General features: G+C 58.9%; 14 protein-coding genes. 1 reads left to right on the top strand and 13 read right to left on the bottom strand.

Translation table 11 applies throughout. From position 1 onward, the window contains the following. Nucleotides 1-15: 15 nt before the first annotated feature. The gene (groES, locus tag QP381_RS06270; protein ID WP_006681451.1) at nucleotides 16-312 is read right to left on the bottom strand and encodes a co-chaperone GroES; all 297 of its coding nucleotides are present in this window, start codon (nucleotides 310-312) and stop codon (nucleotides 16-18) included. A gap of 363 nt (nucleotides 313-675) precedes the next feature. Here groES and QP381_RS06275 point away from each other — a divergent pair, with 363 nt between their 5' ends. Then, on the top strand, nucleotides 676-1,905 hold the full coding sequence (locus tag QP381_RS06275; RefSeq protein ID WP_285068097.1) for a class I SAM-dependent methyltransferase: 1,230 nt from the start codon (nucleotides 676-678) through the stop codon (nucleotides 1,903-1,905). Between the two features lie 164 nt (nucleotides 1,906-2,069). Here the strand turns inward: QP381_RS06275 and tsaD are convergent, their stop codons facing one another. From tsaD to glmS, 12 genes are all read right to left on the bottom strand, one after another. Next, complete coding sequence (gene tsaD / locus QP381_RS06280; protein ID WP_179369882.1) at nucleotides 2,070-3,125, bottom strand: tRNA (adenosine(37)-N6)-threonylcarbamoyltransferase complex transferase subunit TsaD; 1,056 nt, start codon at nucleotides 3,123-3,125, stop codon at nucleotides 2,070-2,072. A gap of 76 nt (nucleotides 3,126-3,201) precedes the next feature. Beyond that, complete coding sequence (locus tag QP381_RS06285; RefSeq protein ID WP_285068098.1) at nucleotides 3,202-3,471, bottom strand: hypothetical protein; 270 nt, start codon at nucleotides 3,469-3,471, stop codon at nucleotides 3,202-3,204. A gap of 284 nt (nucleotides 3,472-3,755) precedes the next feature. Further along, nucleotides 3,756-4,499 carry a succinate dehydrogenase/fumarate reductase iron-sulfur subunit gene (locus QP381_RS06290; protein ID WP_103631668.1) on the bottom strand — a complete coding sequence of 248 codons (744 nt, stop codon included), beginning with the start codon at nucleotides 4,497-4,499 and terminating at the stop codon, nucleotides 3,756-3,758. After that, a complete protein-coding gene (locus QP381_RS06295; protein ID WP_285068099.1) occupies nucleotides 4,496-6,475 on the bottom strand; it encodes a fumarate reductase/succinate dehydrogenase flavoprotein subunit in 1,980 nt (659 codons plus the stop codon). The genes QP381_RS06290 and QP381_RS06295 overlap by 4 nt, the downstream gene beginning before the upstream one ends. 15 nt (nucleotides 6,476-6,490) lie before the next feature. Continuing rightward, on the bottom strand, nucleotides 6,491-7,192 hold the full coding sequence (locus QP381_RS06300; protein WP_006681457.1) for a succinate dehydrogenase cytochrome b subunit: 702 nt from the start codon (nucleotides 7,190-7,192) through the stop codon (nucleotides 6,491-6,493). 322 nt (nucleotides 7,193-7,514) lie between these two features. Beyond that, complete coding sequence (rimI, locus tag QP381_RS06305) at nucleotides 7,515-7,985, bottom strand: ribosomal protein S18-alanine N-acetyltransferase (RefSeq protein WP_006681458.1); 471 nt, start codon at nucleotides 7,983-7,985, stop codon at nucleotides 7,515-7,517. After that, nucleotides 7,982-8,677, bottom strand: a complete 696-nt coding sequence (tsaB, locus tag QP381_RS06310; RefSeq protein ID WP_006681459.1) for a tRNA (adenosine(37)-N6)-threonylcarbamoyltransferase complex dimerization subunit type 1 TsaB — start codon at nucleotides 8,675-8,677, stop codon at nucleotides 7,982-7,984. Before tsaB ends, rimI begins: the two co-directional genes overlap by 4 nt. Before the next feature lie 83 nt (nucleotides 8,678-8,760). Beyond that, nucleotides 8,761-9,321, bottom strand: a complete 561-nt coding sequence (tsaE, locus tag QP381_RS06315; protein ID WP_006681460.1) for a tRNA (adenosine(37)-N6)-threonylcarbamoyltransferase complex ATPase subunit type 1 TsaE — start codon at nucleotides 9,319-9,321, stop codon at nucleotides 8,761-8,763. Then, nucleotides 9,318-10,577 carry an alanine racemase gene (gene alr / locus QP381_RS06320; protein WP_006681461.1) on the bottom strand — a complete coding sequence of 420 codons (1,260 nt, stop codon included), beginning with the start codon at nucleotides 10,575-10,577 and terminating at the stop codon, nucleotides 9,318-9,320. Before alr ends, tsaE begins: the two co-directional genes overlap by 4 nt. Before the next feature lie 228 nt (nucleotides 10,578-10,805). Next, nucleotides 10,806-12,482 (bottom strand): bifunctional ADP-dependent NAD(P)H-hydrate dehydratase/NAD(P)H-hydrate epimerase, encoded by a 1,677-nt coding sequence (locus QP381_RS06325; RefSeq protein WP_006681462.1) that lies wholly within the window; start codon nucleotides 12,480-12,482, stop codon nucleotides 10,806-10,808. Between the two features lie 180 nt (nucleotides 12,483-12,662). Further along, on the bottom strand, nucleotides 12,663-13,556 hold the full coding sequence (locus tag QP381_RS06330; RefSeq protein WP_285068100.1) for a GRP family sugar transporter: 894 nt from the start codon (nucleotides 13,554-13,556) through the stop codon (nucleotides 12,663-12,665). A 175-nt stretch (nucleotides 13,557-13,731) separates the two neighbouring features. After that, nucleotides 13,732-15,642 (bottom strand): glutamine--fructose-6-phosphate transaminase (isomerizing), encoded by a 1,911-nt coding sequence (gene glmS / locus QP381_RS06335; RefSeq protein WP_040318575.1) that lies wholly within the window; start codon nucleotides 15,640-15,642, stop codon nucleotides 13,732-13,734. Nucleotides 15,643-15,718 lie beyond the last annotated feature (76 nt).

Consider the following 15,718-nt stretch of genomic DNA (forward strand, 5'->3'; position numbering starts at 1 on the left):
TGGTGAACTCTAGGTTCAGCGCTCAACGATTGCGAGGACGTCGCGTGCGGAGAGGATCTGGTATTCCTTGCCTTCGTACTTGACCTCGGTACCACCGTAGCGCGAATAAATCACAACGTCGCCGACCTTCACGTCGACGGGAACGCGGTTTCCATTGTCATCAACGCGGCCAGGGCCGACTGCGATAACTTCGCCTTCCTGTGGCTTTTCCTTGGCGGTATCCGGGATAACCAGGCCAGAGGCGGTGGTCTGAACTGCCTCGACCTGCTGGATAACAATACGGTCTTCGAGGGGCTTGATGGAGATCGACACTGTCGCTCCCTTTCTTCTTGAAAGTTTCCGTCATCCCTTCCCTGCCGTCGCGGGGGTCAGGGGCAGGATCGCTTCGCGGTTTTCACCGCTTCATGCATGAGCATATTCCGCCTCTGGCACTCGAGCAACCTGAGTGCCAAACAGTTCACTTTCAGCAGATTACCCACCGCGCTTGTTCACCGATCCACCACCTCCACCACCGCGCTTGTTCAAGAAAAGCAACCAGTTCATGTGCGCGCCCTCGTCCCCAACATCTGAAATCCAGACGCACTAACGCTGAACAAGCGCACTCAATCGGGGAAAGCAAAGGCCCAACGATGTGCGTAAACGTCGAACAAGCGCGGTCCGTGGCAGAATCGGAGGGTGAATTCTTCCCTCGATCCTGTTCTGACGCGCGAGGGGTGGGACCTGCTTACCCGCCTGCAGGCCCTCCCGCACACAACAGAAGCAGACCAGGCACACTTGAACGCGCTCTTACGGAAAGAAGGGATCGAGCCGGCGCTCGTGTCAGCGCTCCTCACCCAATTGGATCTGCGCGTTCACGCTCACACGAAGTTCGGCGAATTTGCCAACCATATGATTTTCACGCGCGACGGGCTGGAGCAGGCAACGCGCCTCAATGTCGCCGCACACCACGCTGGGCGGTTTCGGGACAGCGGAGCAACCTACGTCGCAGACCTCGGATGTGGGATTGGTAGTGACTCGCTGGCGATTGCCGGCCTGGGATTAAAAACGCTCAGCGTCGACCTGAATCCCGATGCCGTCGCATGCGCAGCAACCAACCTGCGCGATTTCCCGGACAGCGACGTGTTGCTTGGGAATGTCCTGGATCTTGACATTCATGAGCTTGCCGACCGTGGCGTTGACGCCATCTTCGCTGATCCTGCACGACGCACCGGAGCAAAACGCGGATCCAGGCGTCTCATGAATCCTGAATCCTGGTCTCCCTCACTTTCAACGGTACTGGGCTGGCGCGAGGCAATTCCCCGCGTTGGCATCAAAGTCGCGCCCGGAATCACCTATTCGGCTCTGCCTGAAGACGCGTGCGTGCAGTGGACAAGCGTCGATGGATCCATAGTCGAGGCGGCAATTTGGACTGGCCCGCTCGCCCACGATGGCTCGGGTCGGGTTGCGTGCGTCATCAAGGGATCGCGGACGTTCACCTTGCGCGCAATTCACGAGGCCCCAGCAAACGCTCCACTTATCCCAACCCCCGTCGGGAAGCTGGCGGATTACTTGGGTGAACCCGACGATGCAGTGATTCGAGCCGGGCTCATTTCAACGCTCGCCGACCAGTTGGATGCACACCTGATCTCTGAGTCGATCGCGTATGTGAGTGCGGCTGAGGCAACGCCGAGCGAATTCATCCGCTGGTTCAAGGTCGAAGATGTCGTCACGTTGAAACCGAAAACAATTTCCGCTGCTCTTCGAAGCCTTGGCATCGGACGCATTGAAGTCAAGAAGCGAGGCGCCGACATTGACCCTGCGACTCTGAGGCGTTCACTCAAGCTCTCAGGCGATAAGGACGGCGTCGTCATTGCCACGCGCATCGAGGGACGTCACTGCGCGATCATTGCAACGCGTGTCAGCTGATCCGCGCACACATGCGCAGTGATGTGACGGTAAGTGGCCTCGTCAATTAACGTCTTCGCGCCACCGACGCGCCAACCTGAACGGTGAACAAGCGCGACCTCACCCCACACAAACGGTGAACAAGCGCGGTGGTGATTAGGCGCAACCGATAGCAAAGAGGAAGATCAGGCACTAGGCAACATTGACGTCTGCGTCAGAGGCATGCCCGAATCTGGCGAGAAATTCCAATCCGACGGAGCAACACCTGCGCGAACAAGCTCCGACCCCATCGCAGCGATCTGCGCACCGTTATCCGTGCAGAAACGCAACGGGGGCAGGCGAACCTCAAGCCCAGAAGCCTCAGCACGCTCAGCAAGAAGCGCACGCAGACGAGAGTTCGCAGAAAAACCGCCACCCACAACGATCGTCTGGCACCCCGTGTCCAACGCCGCGCGCACTGCTTTAGCGGTCAGAGAGTCATTCACTGCCTCAGAGAAGCCTGCGCACACGTCTTCAGGGTTCACAGCTTCACCGCGAGCCTCGGTACCCTCTATGTAGCGAGCAACAGCGGTCTTCAGACCGGAAAAGCTGAAATCGTACTTGTGACGCTCTTTATCCTTGCCACCGGACAAACCGCGCGGGAACTTAATGGCATTCACGTCGCCAGCCTGGGAGAGCCGATCGACGTGCGGCCCACCCGGGTAAGGCAGATTGAGCAGGCGTCCAACCTTATCGAAGGCTTCGCCGGCAGCATCGTCAAGCGTGCCACCCAGTTCTTGAACGTCGGTTGCAATGTCGTTAACCAGCAAAATATTCGAATGACCACCGGAAACAACCAGACCGATAAAGCGCTCAGGGAGCGGGCCGTCAGCAAGCTTATCGACAGCAAGATGGCCGATCACGTGGTTCACACCGTACAGGGGCTTGCCAAGGGACGAGGCAAGCGCCTTCGCAGCACAAATACCGACCGTCAAAGAACCAACGAGGCCCGGGCCAGCAGCAACAGCAATCGCATCCACGTCATCAAGCGTCACGCCAGCTTCATCAAGCGCCGCATTCAAGGTTGGGATAAACGATTCAAGGTGAGCGCGCGACGCAATTTCTGGGATGATACCACCGTAGCGGGCATACTGATCCATCGATGTGGCCGTGCGGTCGACGAGCAGTTCGCACCCGCGCACAAGACCAATGCCAGTTTCGTCGCAGGTGGATTCGATTCCGAGGATGAGTGGTTCCTTCACCCTTCCAGTTTATGCCGGCAAAGAACGAGGCCGTGAATCCAAATGTGTGACATCCGCGCCGTGGCACGGACCGCCATCACTGTGAGTTTTCTACGGGGTCATCATCCTTCAGTGGAGTCCGCTTGTTGGCAACGATCATCGCAACACATGCAACGGCGAAGGCAACAAGCGACCAGGGGAGTGCTTTATCCGCGGTGACCTTGATTGCATCCGAGCCGAACACCAAGCTGAGCAGAAGCAGGATCGACAGAATCGCGAAGACAATCATTGCTCCGATAGCAATCGATGATGAAACCTTATAGCGACGAGTGTGAGTGTTCGGGCCTGTTTCGTCGAATTTCTCCATTGAAATCACCTTCCGCATCGACGCCGAACTATGGCGCTGACCAGCAGTTTTATCTGCTCTTACTCTAGCCTCTTCTGCATTGAGTAGTCGGCGAGATGGGCCGATGCTTCCAGACTTAATGTGTAATTCTGAGCGCCCGATGGTGAACAAGCGCGGTATTACTTGGAGACGAAACGGTGAACAAGCGCGGTCAGGGAAGACGGATATAGGGCAAGGAAGATGGAGAAACAAAAGCGGGGTCCCGGTGGAAAACCACCGGGACCCCGCAAAGGCCACGAGCCGGATCAGATGCCCTTCAAAGCAGCCTTTCCGAGCTGACGGTTCAGCGTAGAGATAACGTCAAGCGGGATCTGCTTCGGGCAGACCGCAGCACACTCGCCGATGTTGGTGCAGGAGCCGAAGCCCTCTTCATCCATCTGGTTGAGCATGTTGACAACGCGCTTGTAGTTCTCCGGCTTGCCCTGGGGCAGAAGCTGGAGGTGCGTCACCTTAGCCGAGGTAAACAGCATCGCCGAAGCGTTCGGGCAGGCCGCCACACAAGCGCCACAGCCAATGCATGCAGCCGCTTCGAATGCGCGGTCTGCGTCCTGCTTCGGAACCGGGGTTGCGTGAGCGTCCGGGGCCGCACCGGTATTCACCGAGATGTAGCCACCAGCCTGGATGATGCGGTCCAGTGCAGAACGGTTGACAACCAGATCCTTGATAACCGGGAATGCTTCTGCACGCCACGGCTCAATGGTGATGGTGTCACCGTCGTGGAAGGTACGCATGTGAAGCTGGCAGGTCGTGGTGACCTCCGGACCATGGGCAATGCCGTTAACGACAATGCCACACTGACCGCAGATGCCTTCACGGCAGTCAGAGTCGAATGCGATGGGCTCTTCACCACGTGCGAAGAGTTCCTCATTGAGGACGTCGAGCATTTCAAGGAAGGACGACTCCTCGGAGATTCCCTTCACCTGGTACTCGTGCATCGCGCCACGGTCCTCGGGACCATCTTGGCGCCAGATCTTCAGTGTCAGGTTCACTTGTAGCTCCGCTGCTTTAGCTCGATGTTGTTGTAAATGAGGTCTTCCTTGTGGAGGATCGGCGGCTGATCTTCGCCACCCCACTCCCACGCGGCGACGTACAGGAACTTGTCGTCATCGCGAAGCGCTTCGCCTTCAGGGGTCTGCGACTCGGCGCGGAAGTGGCCGCCACAGGATTCCTCACGGTGAAGAGCATCGATGCACATGAGTTCACCAAGCTCCATGAAATCGGCAACGCGACCAGCTTTTTCGAGGGACTGGTTGAGTTCACCAATGGACTTGCCGGGAACACGAACGTTCTGCCAGTAGTCCTTGCGAAGTTCGCGGATCATACCGATTGCCTTCTTCAGGCCTTCCTCGGTGCGCTCCATACCGCAGTATTCCCACATGATGTGGCCGAGTTCCTTGTGGAAGGAATCAACCGAGCGGGAACCGTTGATCGACATCAGGGTGTCGATGCGCTTCTGGGCCACAGAGAGAGCTTCAACAACGTCAGGGGACGATTCGTCCAGCTTCGGCAGATTGAAGCACTTGGAGAGGTAATCGTTGATTGTGTTCGGCAGGACGAAGTAGCCGTCCGACAGCCCCTGCATGAGCGCGGATGCACCCAGGCGGTTGGCGCCGTGGTCGGAGAAGTTTGCTTCGCCAGCAACGTACAGACCGGGAAGGTTGGACTCGAGATCGTAGTCAACCCACAGCCCGCCCATGGTGTAGTGGACTGCCGGGTAGATGCGCATCGGCACCTCGTAGGGGTTGTCGCCCGTAATGCGCTCGTACATATCGAACAGGTTGCCGTACTTCGCAGAGACGGCGGCCACACCCATGCGCTCGATCGCATCGGCGAAGTCGAGGTAGACGCCACGGGCGACGCCGGCGATCTTCGGGCCGACGCCACGACCTTCGTCACACATGTTCTTTGCCTGACGCGATGCAATATCGCGGGGAACCAGGTTGCCGAAGGACGGGTAGATGCGCTCCAGGTAGTAGTCGCGATCCTCTTCGGGGATCTGACGCGGGTCCTTTTCGCAGTCTTCAGCCTTCTTGGGAACCCAAATACGACCGTCGTTACGGAGAGACTCCGACATGAGGGTCAGCTTCGACTGCTGATCGCCGTGCTGCGGGATGCAGGTCGGGTGGATCTGCGTGAAGCAGGGATTACCGAAGTAGGCACCCTTGCGGTATGCGCGCCAGATTGCGGTAGCGTTACACCCCATCGCGTTGGTCGACAGGAAGAAGACGTTGCCGTAACCACCGGTTGCCAGGACAACTGCGTCAGCGACGTAGGTTTCCAGCTTGCCGGTTGCCATGTCACGGGCGACGATGCCACGGGCGCGACCATCGGAAACGATGATCTCAACCATTTCGTGGCGCGAGTATTCCTTGACCGTGCCGGCTGCAACCTGACGTTCCAGCGCCTGGTAGGCGCCGATCAGGAGCTGCTGACCTGTCTGGCCACGCGCGTAGAACGTACGGGAGACCTGGACACCACCGAAGGAGCGGTTGTCGAGCAGACCACCGTATTCGCGCGCGAACGGAACGCCCTGTGCGACGCACTGGTCGATGATGTTCGCGCTGACCTCTGCCAGACGGTAGACGTTGGTTTCGCGGGCGCGGTAGTCACCACCCTTAACCGTGTCGTAGAAGAGGCGGTAGACGGAGTCATTGTCGTTGCGGTAGTTCTTCGCAGCGTTGATACCACCCTGCGCAGCAATAGAGTGCGCGCGACGAGCGGAGTCCTGGTAGAAGAACACGTCGACGTTGTAGCCCATTTCGCCGAGCGAAGCGGCAGCAGCGCCACCCGCAAGGCCACTGCCTACGATGATGACACGGAGCTTACGACGGTTAGCCGGGTTCACCAGAGCGGCGGAGAACTTACGCTGTTCCCAGCATTCGGCGATTGGCACATCAAGAGGAGCCTTGGCGTCAGCGATCTTCTCGCCTTCACGGTAGAGGCCCTTGATCAGGGTTTCAGTCATGAGTAATCAGCTTCCTCAAGAGATGAATCCGGCGGCGATTGCGATCGGAGGTGCCATGAACATCACGAAGATGATGGCGCCAACGAGGCCGGAGAGGACGATCATCGGCTTACGAGTCGCGGGGCGAACCCAACCGAGCGTCTGGAACATTGACCAGAAGCCGTGCGAAACGTGAATACATGCAAGACCGACGAAGATTGCGTACACGATGACGAGCAGCGGCGAGTTGAACGATGCAACCATGCGCTCGTAAGGCGTCGAATCAGCGGTGAAGCCCGTGCGGACAGTGCCGGTCGTGAAGTGCAGGATGTGGAAGATGAAGAGGAACAGGATCAGAACGCCGGACATGCGCATGGTGCGCGCGGCGTACGAATCGGTAACGGACTTCTTCACGACGTAGCGGGTCGAACGTGCGCGACGCGAACGCTTCCACGTGTATGCAGCTGCGTACAGGTGGATGACAAGCATCAGGAGCATCGCGGCGCGGAATACCCAGATGAATCCGCCGTGCGGGAAGATCGGCACGAAAGCCTCTTCCTTCAGCCAGTGTGCGTAATGGTCATACGCTTCCTGACCGAGGAACATCTTGAGGTTGCCGTAGGAGTGGAACAGCAGGAAGAAGACGAAAATGAAGCCCGAGATGGCCATCAGTTGCTTAATAAAAACACTGGTGGTCCACGCGCGGCGCTTCTTCGTTGCGACATTTGTAGTGGCCATGTCCCAAGAATATCCACACGTCTTCAAGCGTTTTAGGACTGTTGTCCGCCCTTGGTCCTAGATGAGCGTTTTGTCAGCTCAGTTTTCCGCGTAATTTAGCTAAATTCTTAGGGGCTTCCTTGGCGGTTTGGAGGCTGGTTACGCGTGCGACAGAGATGTTTCAGGCGGGTGTTGACTGCCTTTTACCTAACCGTCCTGTTTCAAATTTCGGGCATATGACAGTTTTGAGAAACCCGTCGTAAAACGCAGGTGCGCGCCTACTTGTGTGCTCTCTTCCGTCACCGTCACGCTCGACGTTGAAGGGACGAGGCCACCCACACTTTCAGTTCGTCAGGTCCAATCGCATGGCGATGCCGTCTTCGAGTGGATTCTTGAAATATCCCCTCAAGCGGTCCAGGACGATAAAACCTGAGCGTTCGTAGAGGCGTCGTGCAGCTTCATTCGACTCGCGAACTTCAAGGAACACGTAGTCCGCTCCAGCTTCACGTGCGCGAGATACCAGCAGGTCGAGGATCTGTTTACCCAGGCCCTGGCCTCGTACATGGGGGAAAACGCCGATTGTCATAATGTCGGCGCCATCGCCCACCACTTTCACTCCCCCGTAGCCGACAACCTGCAGGTCAGGGCCATCTGGGAGGGCCGCCAGGTAGTAGGTGGAAAACGGGGAGGCCAGCTCGTCGGCGATCATTCCCCACGTCCATGGGTCCTCCGGGAAAAGAGCTTCTTCAAGCGCAACCAGGATCTCTTCATCCCCCGGCTTTGCCTGATGGATCTCAACCGGAACGCCGGTCACATGCGCTCCATCGGCTGGCCGTGAATCTCGGGACGGCGCAGGTAGAGCGGCTCGGTGCCGAGGCGATCTTCTTCACCCTTGGCCAAACGAGCAGAAACAATACGCGACAGAACTGCCGGATCTCCATCAACGATCGGCCCCTTACCCGCGAGGGCAAGGCAGTCGACGGAGTGAGCGGGAAGTTCACCCGCGCTGATGATCAGACCGTCCGCATCACGCATCGAGTTGAGCAGGCTCTGAGCCGTGCCGACCTCAAGGCGGCCGATCAGACGCACATCATCGGCACCTTCTGCGACGTAGTGTCCCCAGTACAGTTCCTTACGGCGCGCATCAGAAACGGCGTACACGTGGGTGTCCGGGGGAAGCAAGTCGAGTGCCTGGCGGGCAATGACATCCAAGCTTGAGGCTCCGTAGACGGGCACGCCTGCCGCGAGCGCAAACACTCGCGCGGAGACGAGGCCCGCGCGCAGACCGGTAAACGGTGCAGGACCCGTACCAACCAACACGCGTTCAATACCAGCGTCCTTCGCCTCGACCGGCAGACCGGCTTGACCGAGTGTCTCGCGGACAAGCTCGGTGATCGATTCAGCGTGGTGACGCGTTGATTCGTTGTGAGCGTGTCCCACCACGGTTCCGTCTTTCAAGACGGAAACGATCGTGGCGGCGGAGGTATCAAGGCTCAGTTCAATCACAGGGGTAATCCTACTCGTCGGATCAGCGAGTCACGATGTGAGCTTCGGGAGCGGGCGATCCCAAGAAACGCGGGGCTTGCCAATCAGTCTTCGTCCAAGGTGGCAATCAGTTCGCTGGCGCGTGCCATGACTGCTTCGAGAACGCCGTCCCAGCGGTTGCCGTGCGGGTGGAGCGTAATGGTGCGCTCGCCGTCATCCATCGTTTCAAGGTCGATCGCGTCTCCGTCGTGGGCAGCTTCACCACCGGTCTTGCGCGTGACATCAATTTCGAGGCGCTCATCAGACAGGGCTTCCGTCTTACCTTCGCCCCATTCGACGACGGTCACGGACTCTGCCAGAGAAGAATCGAGGTCCAGGGTTTCGAGGTCTTCGAGGTCGCGGATGCGATAGGCGTCGGCGTGGATCAAGTCAGGACCGTCACCGAGGTTCGGGTGAACGCGGGCCACGATGAACGTCGGGGATGCCACACGGCCTCGTACCCCGATTCCTTCACCCACGCCTTGAGTGAACGTCGTCTTACCCGCGCCCAAACCGCCACGCAACATGATGAGATCGCCGGCGCGCAGGTTTTCACCCAAGGCGCGCCCGAGGCACCGCGTTTCATCAGCGGAAGCAGACACCAACGACTGGGGTTCAGCGGTCATGAACAGTTCTCCTCACGTCGAGCCGCGCCAATATAGAGGCGCGGGATGCGTTCGCCCAAGCGGGCAACGATTTCGTAGTTGATGGTGCCGGCTTGGCTTGCCCATTCGTCAGCCAGTGGCGCACCGGTGGCCGGGTCACCGAAAAGGATGACGCCGTCTCCAACCTGTGCGGGCGCATTCTCGGTGCGGCCAGTCGGCAGACCCGCCTCCCCCGATGCTGGGCCAAGGTCGATGATGAACTGATCCATACACACTCGGCCTACAATATGCGTGCGAATCGGACCCCTATCCGTGTTAACAAGGACGGGAGCGCCGTTCGATCCGGCGCGCAGAATACCGTCGGCATATCCGAGGGGCACCAGACCAACCCAGCGCCTCGAGGGCGAACGCCACGTGCCACCATATGAAGCGGGGGTGTCCTCTTCGATTACTTTGACGCTGGTCAGTGGCGCTTGCAGGGTCATCGCGGGACGCAACCCCAAGTCAGATGCGGACGCCACGGCGGAGTTGGGGCTCAGTCCGTACATACCGATGCCGGCGCGCACCATGTCGTAGTGCGCTTCGGGATGCCAGAGGATGCCTGATGTGGCACTCAGGTGGCGAAGTTCCGGCCTAATTCCAGCCTGCGCCAGAATTGTGCAACCGGCCTCGAAAATGTGGACATGCGAGGCGGTCGATGCATTGCCCTCGTCGCTGGGGTCGTCCGCGCGCGACAGGTGACTCCACGCGCCGATCACCTCAACAAGACCCTCGTCGCGGGCCATCCGCACTGCCGAAGCAAGCGCCGGCAGATCCGCAAGCGTCGAACCCGCGCGCGACATGCCCGTATCGATCTTCACGTGAATGCGCGCCTTCTTACCCGTTTCGCGTGCAGCCGCGCAGATCTGGGCCAGCACCCAGGTCCAGGACACCGACAGATCCAAGTCTGCTTCGAGCGCCTGCGCCCAGTCAGCTCCCGAGGGGGCGATCCACGTCAGAATCGGCGCTTTCTCACGTGCTATTCCAGCTTCGTCGAGCGCGTATCGCAGAGTGAGTGCTTCACCGAGTTGCGCGACACCGAGCCACGAAGCTCCTGCCTCAAGCGCAGTCATCGCAACGGGAAGAATTCCATGCCCGTAGGCATCTGCCTTGACAACTGCCATCTGAATGGCCGTCGGCGCAGATTGTTTCAGCACCGCCAGATTGTCGGCAATGGCGCTGAGGTCAACGACAGCGCGCGCCGGGTACTGGGCGAAAGCGGAAGACTCTTCGTTCATCACGCTTCTAGTATCGCACCGGTGAACAAGCGCGCGTTACGGAGGGTCATCATTGTTGCGTTCACCTTCAGATTCACGCGTCTCCCACCGCGCTTGTTCACCGTTTACTCGTCAAACAACACCGCGCTTGTTCACCGTTTACTCGTCAAACAGCACTGCGCTTGTTCAAGAAAACAGCTCGTCAGCACCAATTTGTTGAAACGGAGCACTGAACAAGCGCGGTAAAAATCAGGCGAGCAACTCCCCGATCACGCTCGACACGCATTTTGCAATCTGGATTGCGGTCACCGGGCCACCACTCACACTCACCTTCGACGCAGCGCGTTCGCCAGCACGCGCGTGAACAAGCGCGCCCGCAGCCAGAGCTTCAACAAGCGAAGTAGTTGATGAGCCTCGTTCACTCTTCGCACCCCACTGTGCCGCAAAGCCTGCGAGCAGGCCCGCCAGCACATCGCCACTTCCTGCGACTCCGGCCCAGCCACTCCCTCGCGGAACAATAACGATTTCGCCTTGCGGTGTTGAAAGAATGCACGAGGCCCCTTTCAGCAGCACATTTGCTCCACTGAGCTTCGCAAGAAGACGTGCGGCCTCTACCGGGCACTGCTCAACCCACCAGCGAGGGCGCTTCTGGCCCCATTGGCTGAACATAGCCTCGGCTTCGCCTGCGTGAGGCGTGAGGAGCACCCGCTCCAATCCTCCCACCGTCGCCATTTCTCGGACAAAGGACAGCGCACCCGCATCAACAATCAGGGGAAGATGCGAGGCAACGCAGAACTTTGCCAGCTCGAGCGCGTTCACACGCGTATCATCATCCATTCCCGGACCAACCAGACCCGCCTGGATTCGACCACCGACACCAACGATCCCCGGCTCGAGCGTCAACACCAAGTCAAGGACTTGATCGGGCGCATCCAGACGCACCATGCCCACGCCGGAATAGCTGGCACCCAGACAACTCAGAGCGCCTGCTCCGGGGTAGGTTTCTGAGCCGACTACCAAGCCTGCGACTCCGCGCGTGTACTTGTGGTCCGCCCAATCGGGGCGAATGACAGTGCGGGCAACATCTTGGTCGGTCACGACTCGAACATCTGATTCTTGGGCGTTAAAACCCAGCGGAACACACTGCAGAGTCCCCGTGTAATAGGCGGAGGGAGGAAGGACGAGTGGTGTCTTCAGCAATCCCATAGTGACGGTCGTTGTCGCAGACACTACTGGCCCAGTCACTTCCCCATCATCTGAGAACTGCCCGGAAGGCACGTCGACCGCGACGACCTTCACTCCCCGCGCTTGTTGAAGCTGGACAAGCTCCTCGATGAACGAGCGCGTCGGTTCCCGAAGCTCGCCTGACGCGCCAATTCCAAGAATTCCATCGATCCAGATAGGAGCTTCCAAAGCCGTAGCAATGTTTGAAATGTCAGTGAGCGCCCACAACTTCGACCGCGCTTGTTCACCGTCAGCGCCACCGGCTGGATCCTGCTGATCGGCAAGCTTTTCCTGAACAAGCGCGTAAGCATCAAGAATCTGCACACCTGCCTCAAGCGCAACTGATCGGCCTCGTGAATGAGACTTCGGAGCAAGAAGCAGAGCCGAGCAGGAAAACCCCTGTTCAGCTAGGTAGGCGAGCGCATACAGGGCATCGCCTCCGTTGTCCCCGCCTCCAACAAGCGCGCACACGCGAGGAAGCGTCAGACAATCATCGCTTTCAACGCATCCGGGTGAAAAGGCGGGTGAACGGTGAACAAGCGCGGTATCGCCGCGGTGAACAAGCGCGGTCACGGCTTCAGCTACTGCGTGTGCCGCTCGCTTCATTAACCAATCCGGATCGCCATCTCCAGCTTCTGTGTGGCGCGCTAAAAAGTCAGCCTCAATGGCACGCGCAGTCGCGCGATCGTTCACGAAGATCATGCAGTGATAGTGTCACCCCTTTGGGCACGCATCAACCTATTGCGCGGATTGTCGCGGTTTCTTCACTCTCAGGGGTTGGTGCCGCACGGTGAACAAGCGCGGTCGTATACACCCCAAACGGTGAACAAGCGCGGTGGTATAAGACCGGGGGATGTGCGCCAAGGCGCGGACGAAAAGGCCTCAGGCGGCGTCGAGCCCCTTAGCGACCCCCGCAAGCACCGCGCCGACGATAACCAGCGCAACACCAATGACAGTCCAACGCAGTTCGCGACCCGCGCGGTGCTCACCCAGCCAGAGGATACCGAGAGGAGTCGAAATCAGAATGCCCAGCTGCGACAGAGTGAAACCGGTCGCGACACCGACGCGTCCAGCGCCGACCTGGAGTAGGACGACGGCGGCACCCCACATCAGGCCGAGTGCCGTCATTTGCGCCATTGGGAGACTCACTAGCTTCGGAGCCTCGTCCCCCTTCCGGCGCGCGTCAACGGCGTACGCGATCAGGGCAACAAGGAAGTAGCCCGTCGCCTGCGGCAACAGGATCGAGGGACCATCCAGCCCAAAGGCACGACCGATCAACACGTAACTCGAAAAAGCGAAGGTCGACGTCATCAGCAAACGCGTTCCGCGCGCCCAATCCAGGTTCTTCGTATCGGAGCCTTCCTCGGTGCGTGAGACGAACCAAATACCCAGAATGAGGACGATAATCGCAGTCGCACCGACCGGGAGCGCCCCACCGTGACGCCATTCGCCGAACAGAAGAACACCACCCAGCGAGATCGCTGCCAACTGCCCGCCCGTCGACACCGGCATCGTGCGCGAAACACCCAGCACGTTGAAAGCAGCGACCTGGTCCACCAGACCCCAGCCGACAATCAATCCGGTAACAAAAGCGACGATCACATCGCGCACATTCCACTGAACCCCAAGGAAGGGCGTGACTGCGAGCGCAAAAATAAAACCACCCATCGTCAAACCGAGAACACGCTGCTGGTCAGTTGTCTTGACCGCGCCGGTGATGGTGGTTTGAAGGCCAAACAAAATCGATGGAACGAGCGCCCAGAGAATGTCGATCACGATAATCTCAATCCTGTTTTTGGTGTACGAGGCCGGGCTCGCATACTCGGTCAACAAGCGGATACAGCCCGATGGTAGTGGGATTTGTCCCACGAAAGCGAAAACGTCCGCACAAAACGAATCCTGCGTCTGCCACGACGTGTGGCAGACGCAGGAAAAGTCCAGTCAGGGATGCTTACTCAACGGTCACAGACTTAGCGAGGTTGCGTGGTTGATCGACGTCAAGGCCCTTCACGGTTGCAAGTTCGCAGGCGAAGATCTGCAGTGGGACAACCGTCAACAGGGGTGCGTACAGCGTCGGAATCGGAGGAATCCTGAACACGATTTCAGCGAATTCGTCGACGGAGGTGTCGCCTTCTTCAGCGATGACGATGGTCTTTGCACCGCGAGCGCGAACTTCCTGAATGTTTGCCAGAACCTTGTTGTGCAGTTCGGGACGACGCGGGGTCGGAACAACGATGATGACTGGCTGGCCTTCGTCGACCAGTGCGATCGGGCCGTGCTTGAGTTCGCCGGCCGCGAAGCCTTCTGCGTGGATGTAGCAGATTTCCTTGAGCTTCAAGGCGCCTTCAAGGGCAACCGGGTATCCGACGTGGCGACCGAGGTAGATGACGGACGTCGCGTGTTTCATGGTGCGAGCAAACTGTCGGACAGTCTCGCCCTGATCGAGGATCTTCTGGATCTTCGCCGGTGCTTCAGCCAGCTTTTCCATGTAGTCGATGATCTCGTCGGAGTACTTGTTGCCACGAACTTGGGCAAGGTACAGGCCAAGGATGAAGCAGGCGGTGACCTGAGACGTGAACGCCTTGGTGGAGGCGACAGCGATTTCCGGGCCCGCGTGGGTCAGCAGAACAGCGTCGGACTCACGCGAAATAGTCGAGCCCGGAGTATTCACGATCGCCACGACCTTCGCGCCCTGCTCGCGAGCGTGACGGATCGCCTGGATCGTGTCCATGGTTTCACCGGACTGCGAGATGGCCACGACCAGTGTTTTTTCGGTGACGACCGGGTCGCGGTAGCGGAACTCAGAGGAAAGCTCGACCTCGACGGGGATACGGCACCAGTGTTCGATCGCGTACTTGGCGACCTGACCGGCGTAGGACGCGGTACCGCAACCGATCATGACGATCTTGTCGACGCCACGCAGAATGTACTCGGGGATACGGACCTCGTCGAGTGCAAGGTGACCGGTGGAATCGATACGGTCTTCCAAGGTTTCGCGAACACCACGGGGCTGTTCGTGAATTTCCTTTTCCATGAAGGTCGGCCAGCCGTCCTTCGTCGCGCGATCCGAAGTGAAGTCAACTTCGTATTCCTTGAGCGGAACAACATTCCCATCATGGCCAAGAACAGTCACGCCACGAGCCGTGACAATGGCCATCTGATCCTGATCGATCTCGACAGCGCGGTTCGTGTGCTCAATGAATGCCAAAACGTCAGAACCGAGGAAGTTTTCGCCGTCACCCAAACCAACGACCAGAGGCGAAGAACGGCGTGCCGCAAGAATAACCTCCGGCGCATCGGCTGAAACGAGTAGCAGCGTGAATGTGCCCTGCAGGCGCTCAGTAACAGCGCGCATCGCAGCAATCAGGCGACGAACAGTATCTTCGCCAGCGTGCACTCCGGCAAGAGAGCCGCCCCACTGCCCAGCGGTCCCGGCCTCGTACATCTTGGCAATCAGGTGGACGACAACCTCAGTATCCGTATCGGACGCAAAAGTGACGCCATCGGCGCGAAGTTCGGCGCGCAACGCGTCAGCATTTTCGATGATGCCATTGTGTACCAGAGCGAAACGACCGTCTGCGGACGAATGCGGGTGAGCATTCGCAACAGTCGGACGACCGTGCGTCGCCCAACGAGTATGACCGATCGCAGCGAAAGCATCGGCAGGCTTGAGGACCTCGATCTTGTCAGCAAGGTTCGCGAGCTTACCGACCGCGCGAATCACCTCCAGGCCGTCCGGAGTTGACAGAGCCAAACCGGCAGAGTCGTATCCTCGGTATTCCAGGCGAGCGAGGCCCCCCATGACGACCTCACGCGAATGAGCCGAAGGGGCACAACCAATATGTCCAACAATTCCACACATGCAAGCAATTCCAGCACATCGAGCGGAGTTGCGCTCGTCGCCTTGCCCATGTCCGACAGATACCCGCCATTCTTCA

Origin of the sequence: Pauljensenia sp. UMB6358 (assembly GCF_030216865.1) — a bacterium.
Lineage (GTDB): Bacteria > Actinomycetota > Actinomycetes > Actinomycetales > Actinomycetaceae > Pauljensenia > Pauljensenia turicensis_A.

Excerpts from the sequence above, each read along its gene's own strand:
- QP381_RS06285 (WP_285068098.1), bottom strand. The coding sequence starts at position 3,471 with ATGGAGAAATTCGACGAAACAGGCCCGAACACTCACACTCGTCGCTAT.
- QP381_RS06295 (WP_285068099.1), bottom strand. The coding sequence starts at position 6,475 with ATGACTGAAACCCTGATCAAGGGCCTCTACCGTGAAGGCGAGAAGATC.
- QP381_RS06300 (WP_006681457.1), bottom strand. The coding sequence starts at position 7,192 with ATGGCCACTACAAATGTCGCAACGAAGAAGCGCCGCGCGTGGACCACC.
- tsaE (WP_006681460.1), bottom strand. The coding sequence starts at position 9,321 with ATGACCGCTGAACCCCAGTCGTTGGTGTCTGCTTCCGCTGATGAAACG.
- alr (WP_006681461.1), bottom strand. The coding sequence starts at position 10,577 with ATGAACGAAGAGTCTTCCGCTTTCGCCCAGTACCCGGCGCGCGCTGTC.
- QP381_RS06325 (WP_006681462.1), bottom strand. The coding sequence starts at position 12,482 with ATGATCTTCGTGAACGATCGCGCGACTGCGCGTGCCATTGAGGCTGAC.
- glmS (WP_040318575.1), bottom strand. The coding sequence starts at position 15,642 with ATGTGTGGAATTGTTGGACATATTGGTTGTGCCCCTTCGGCTCATTCG.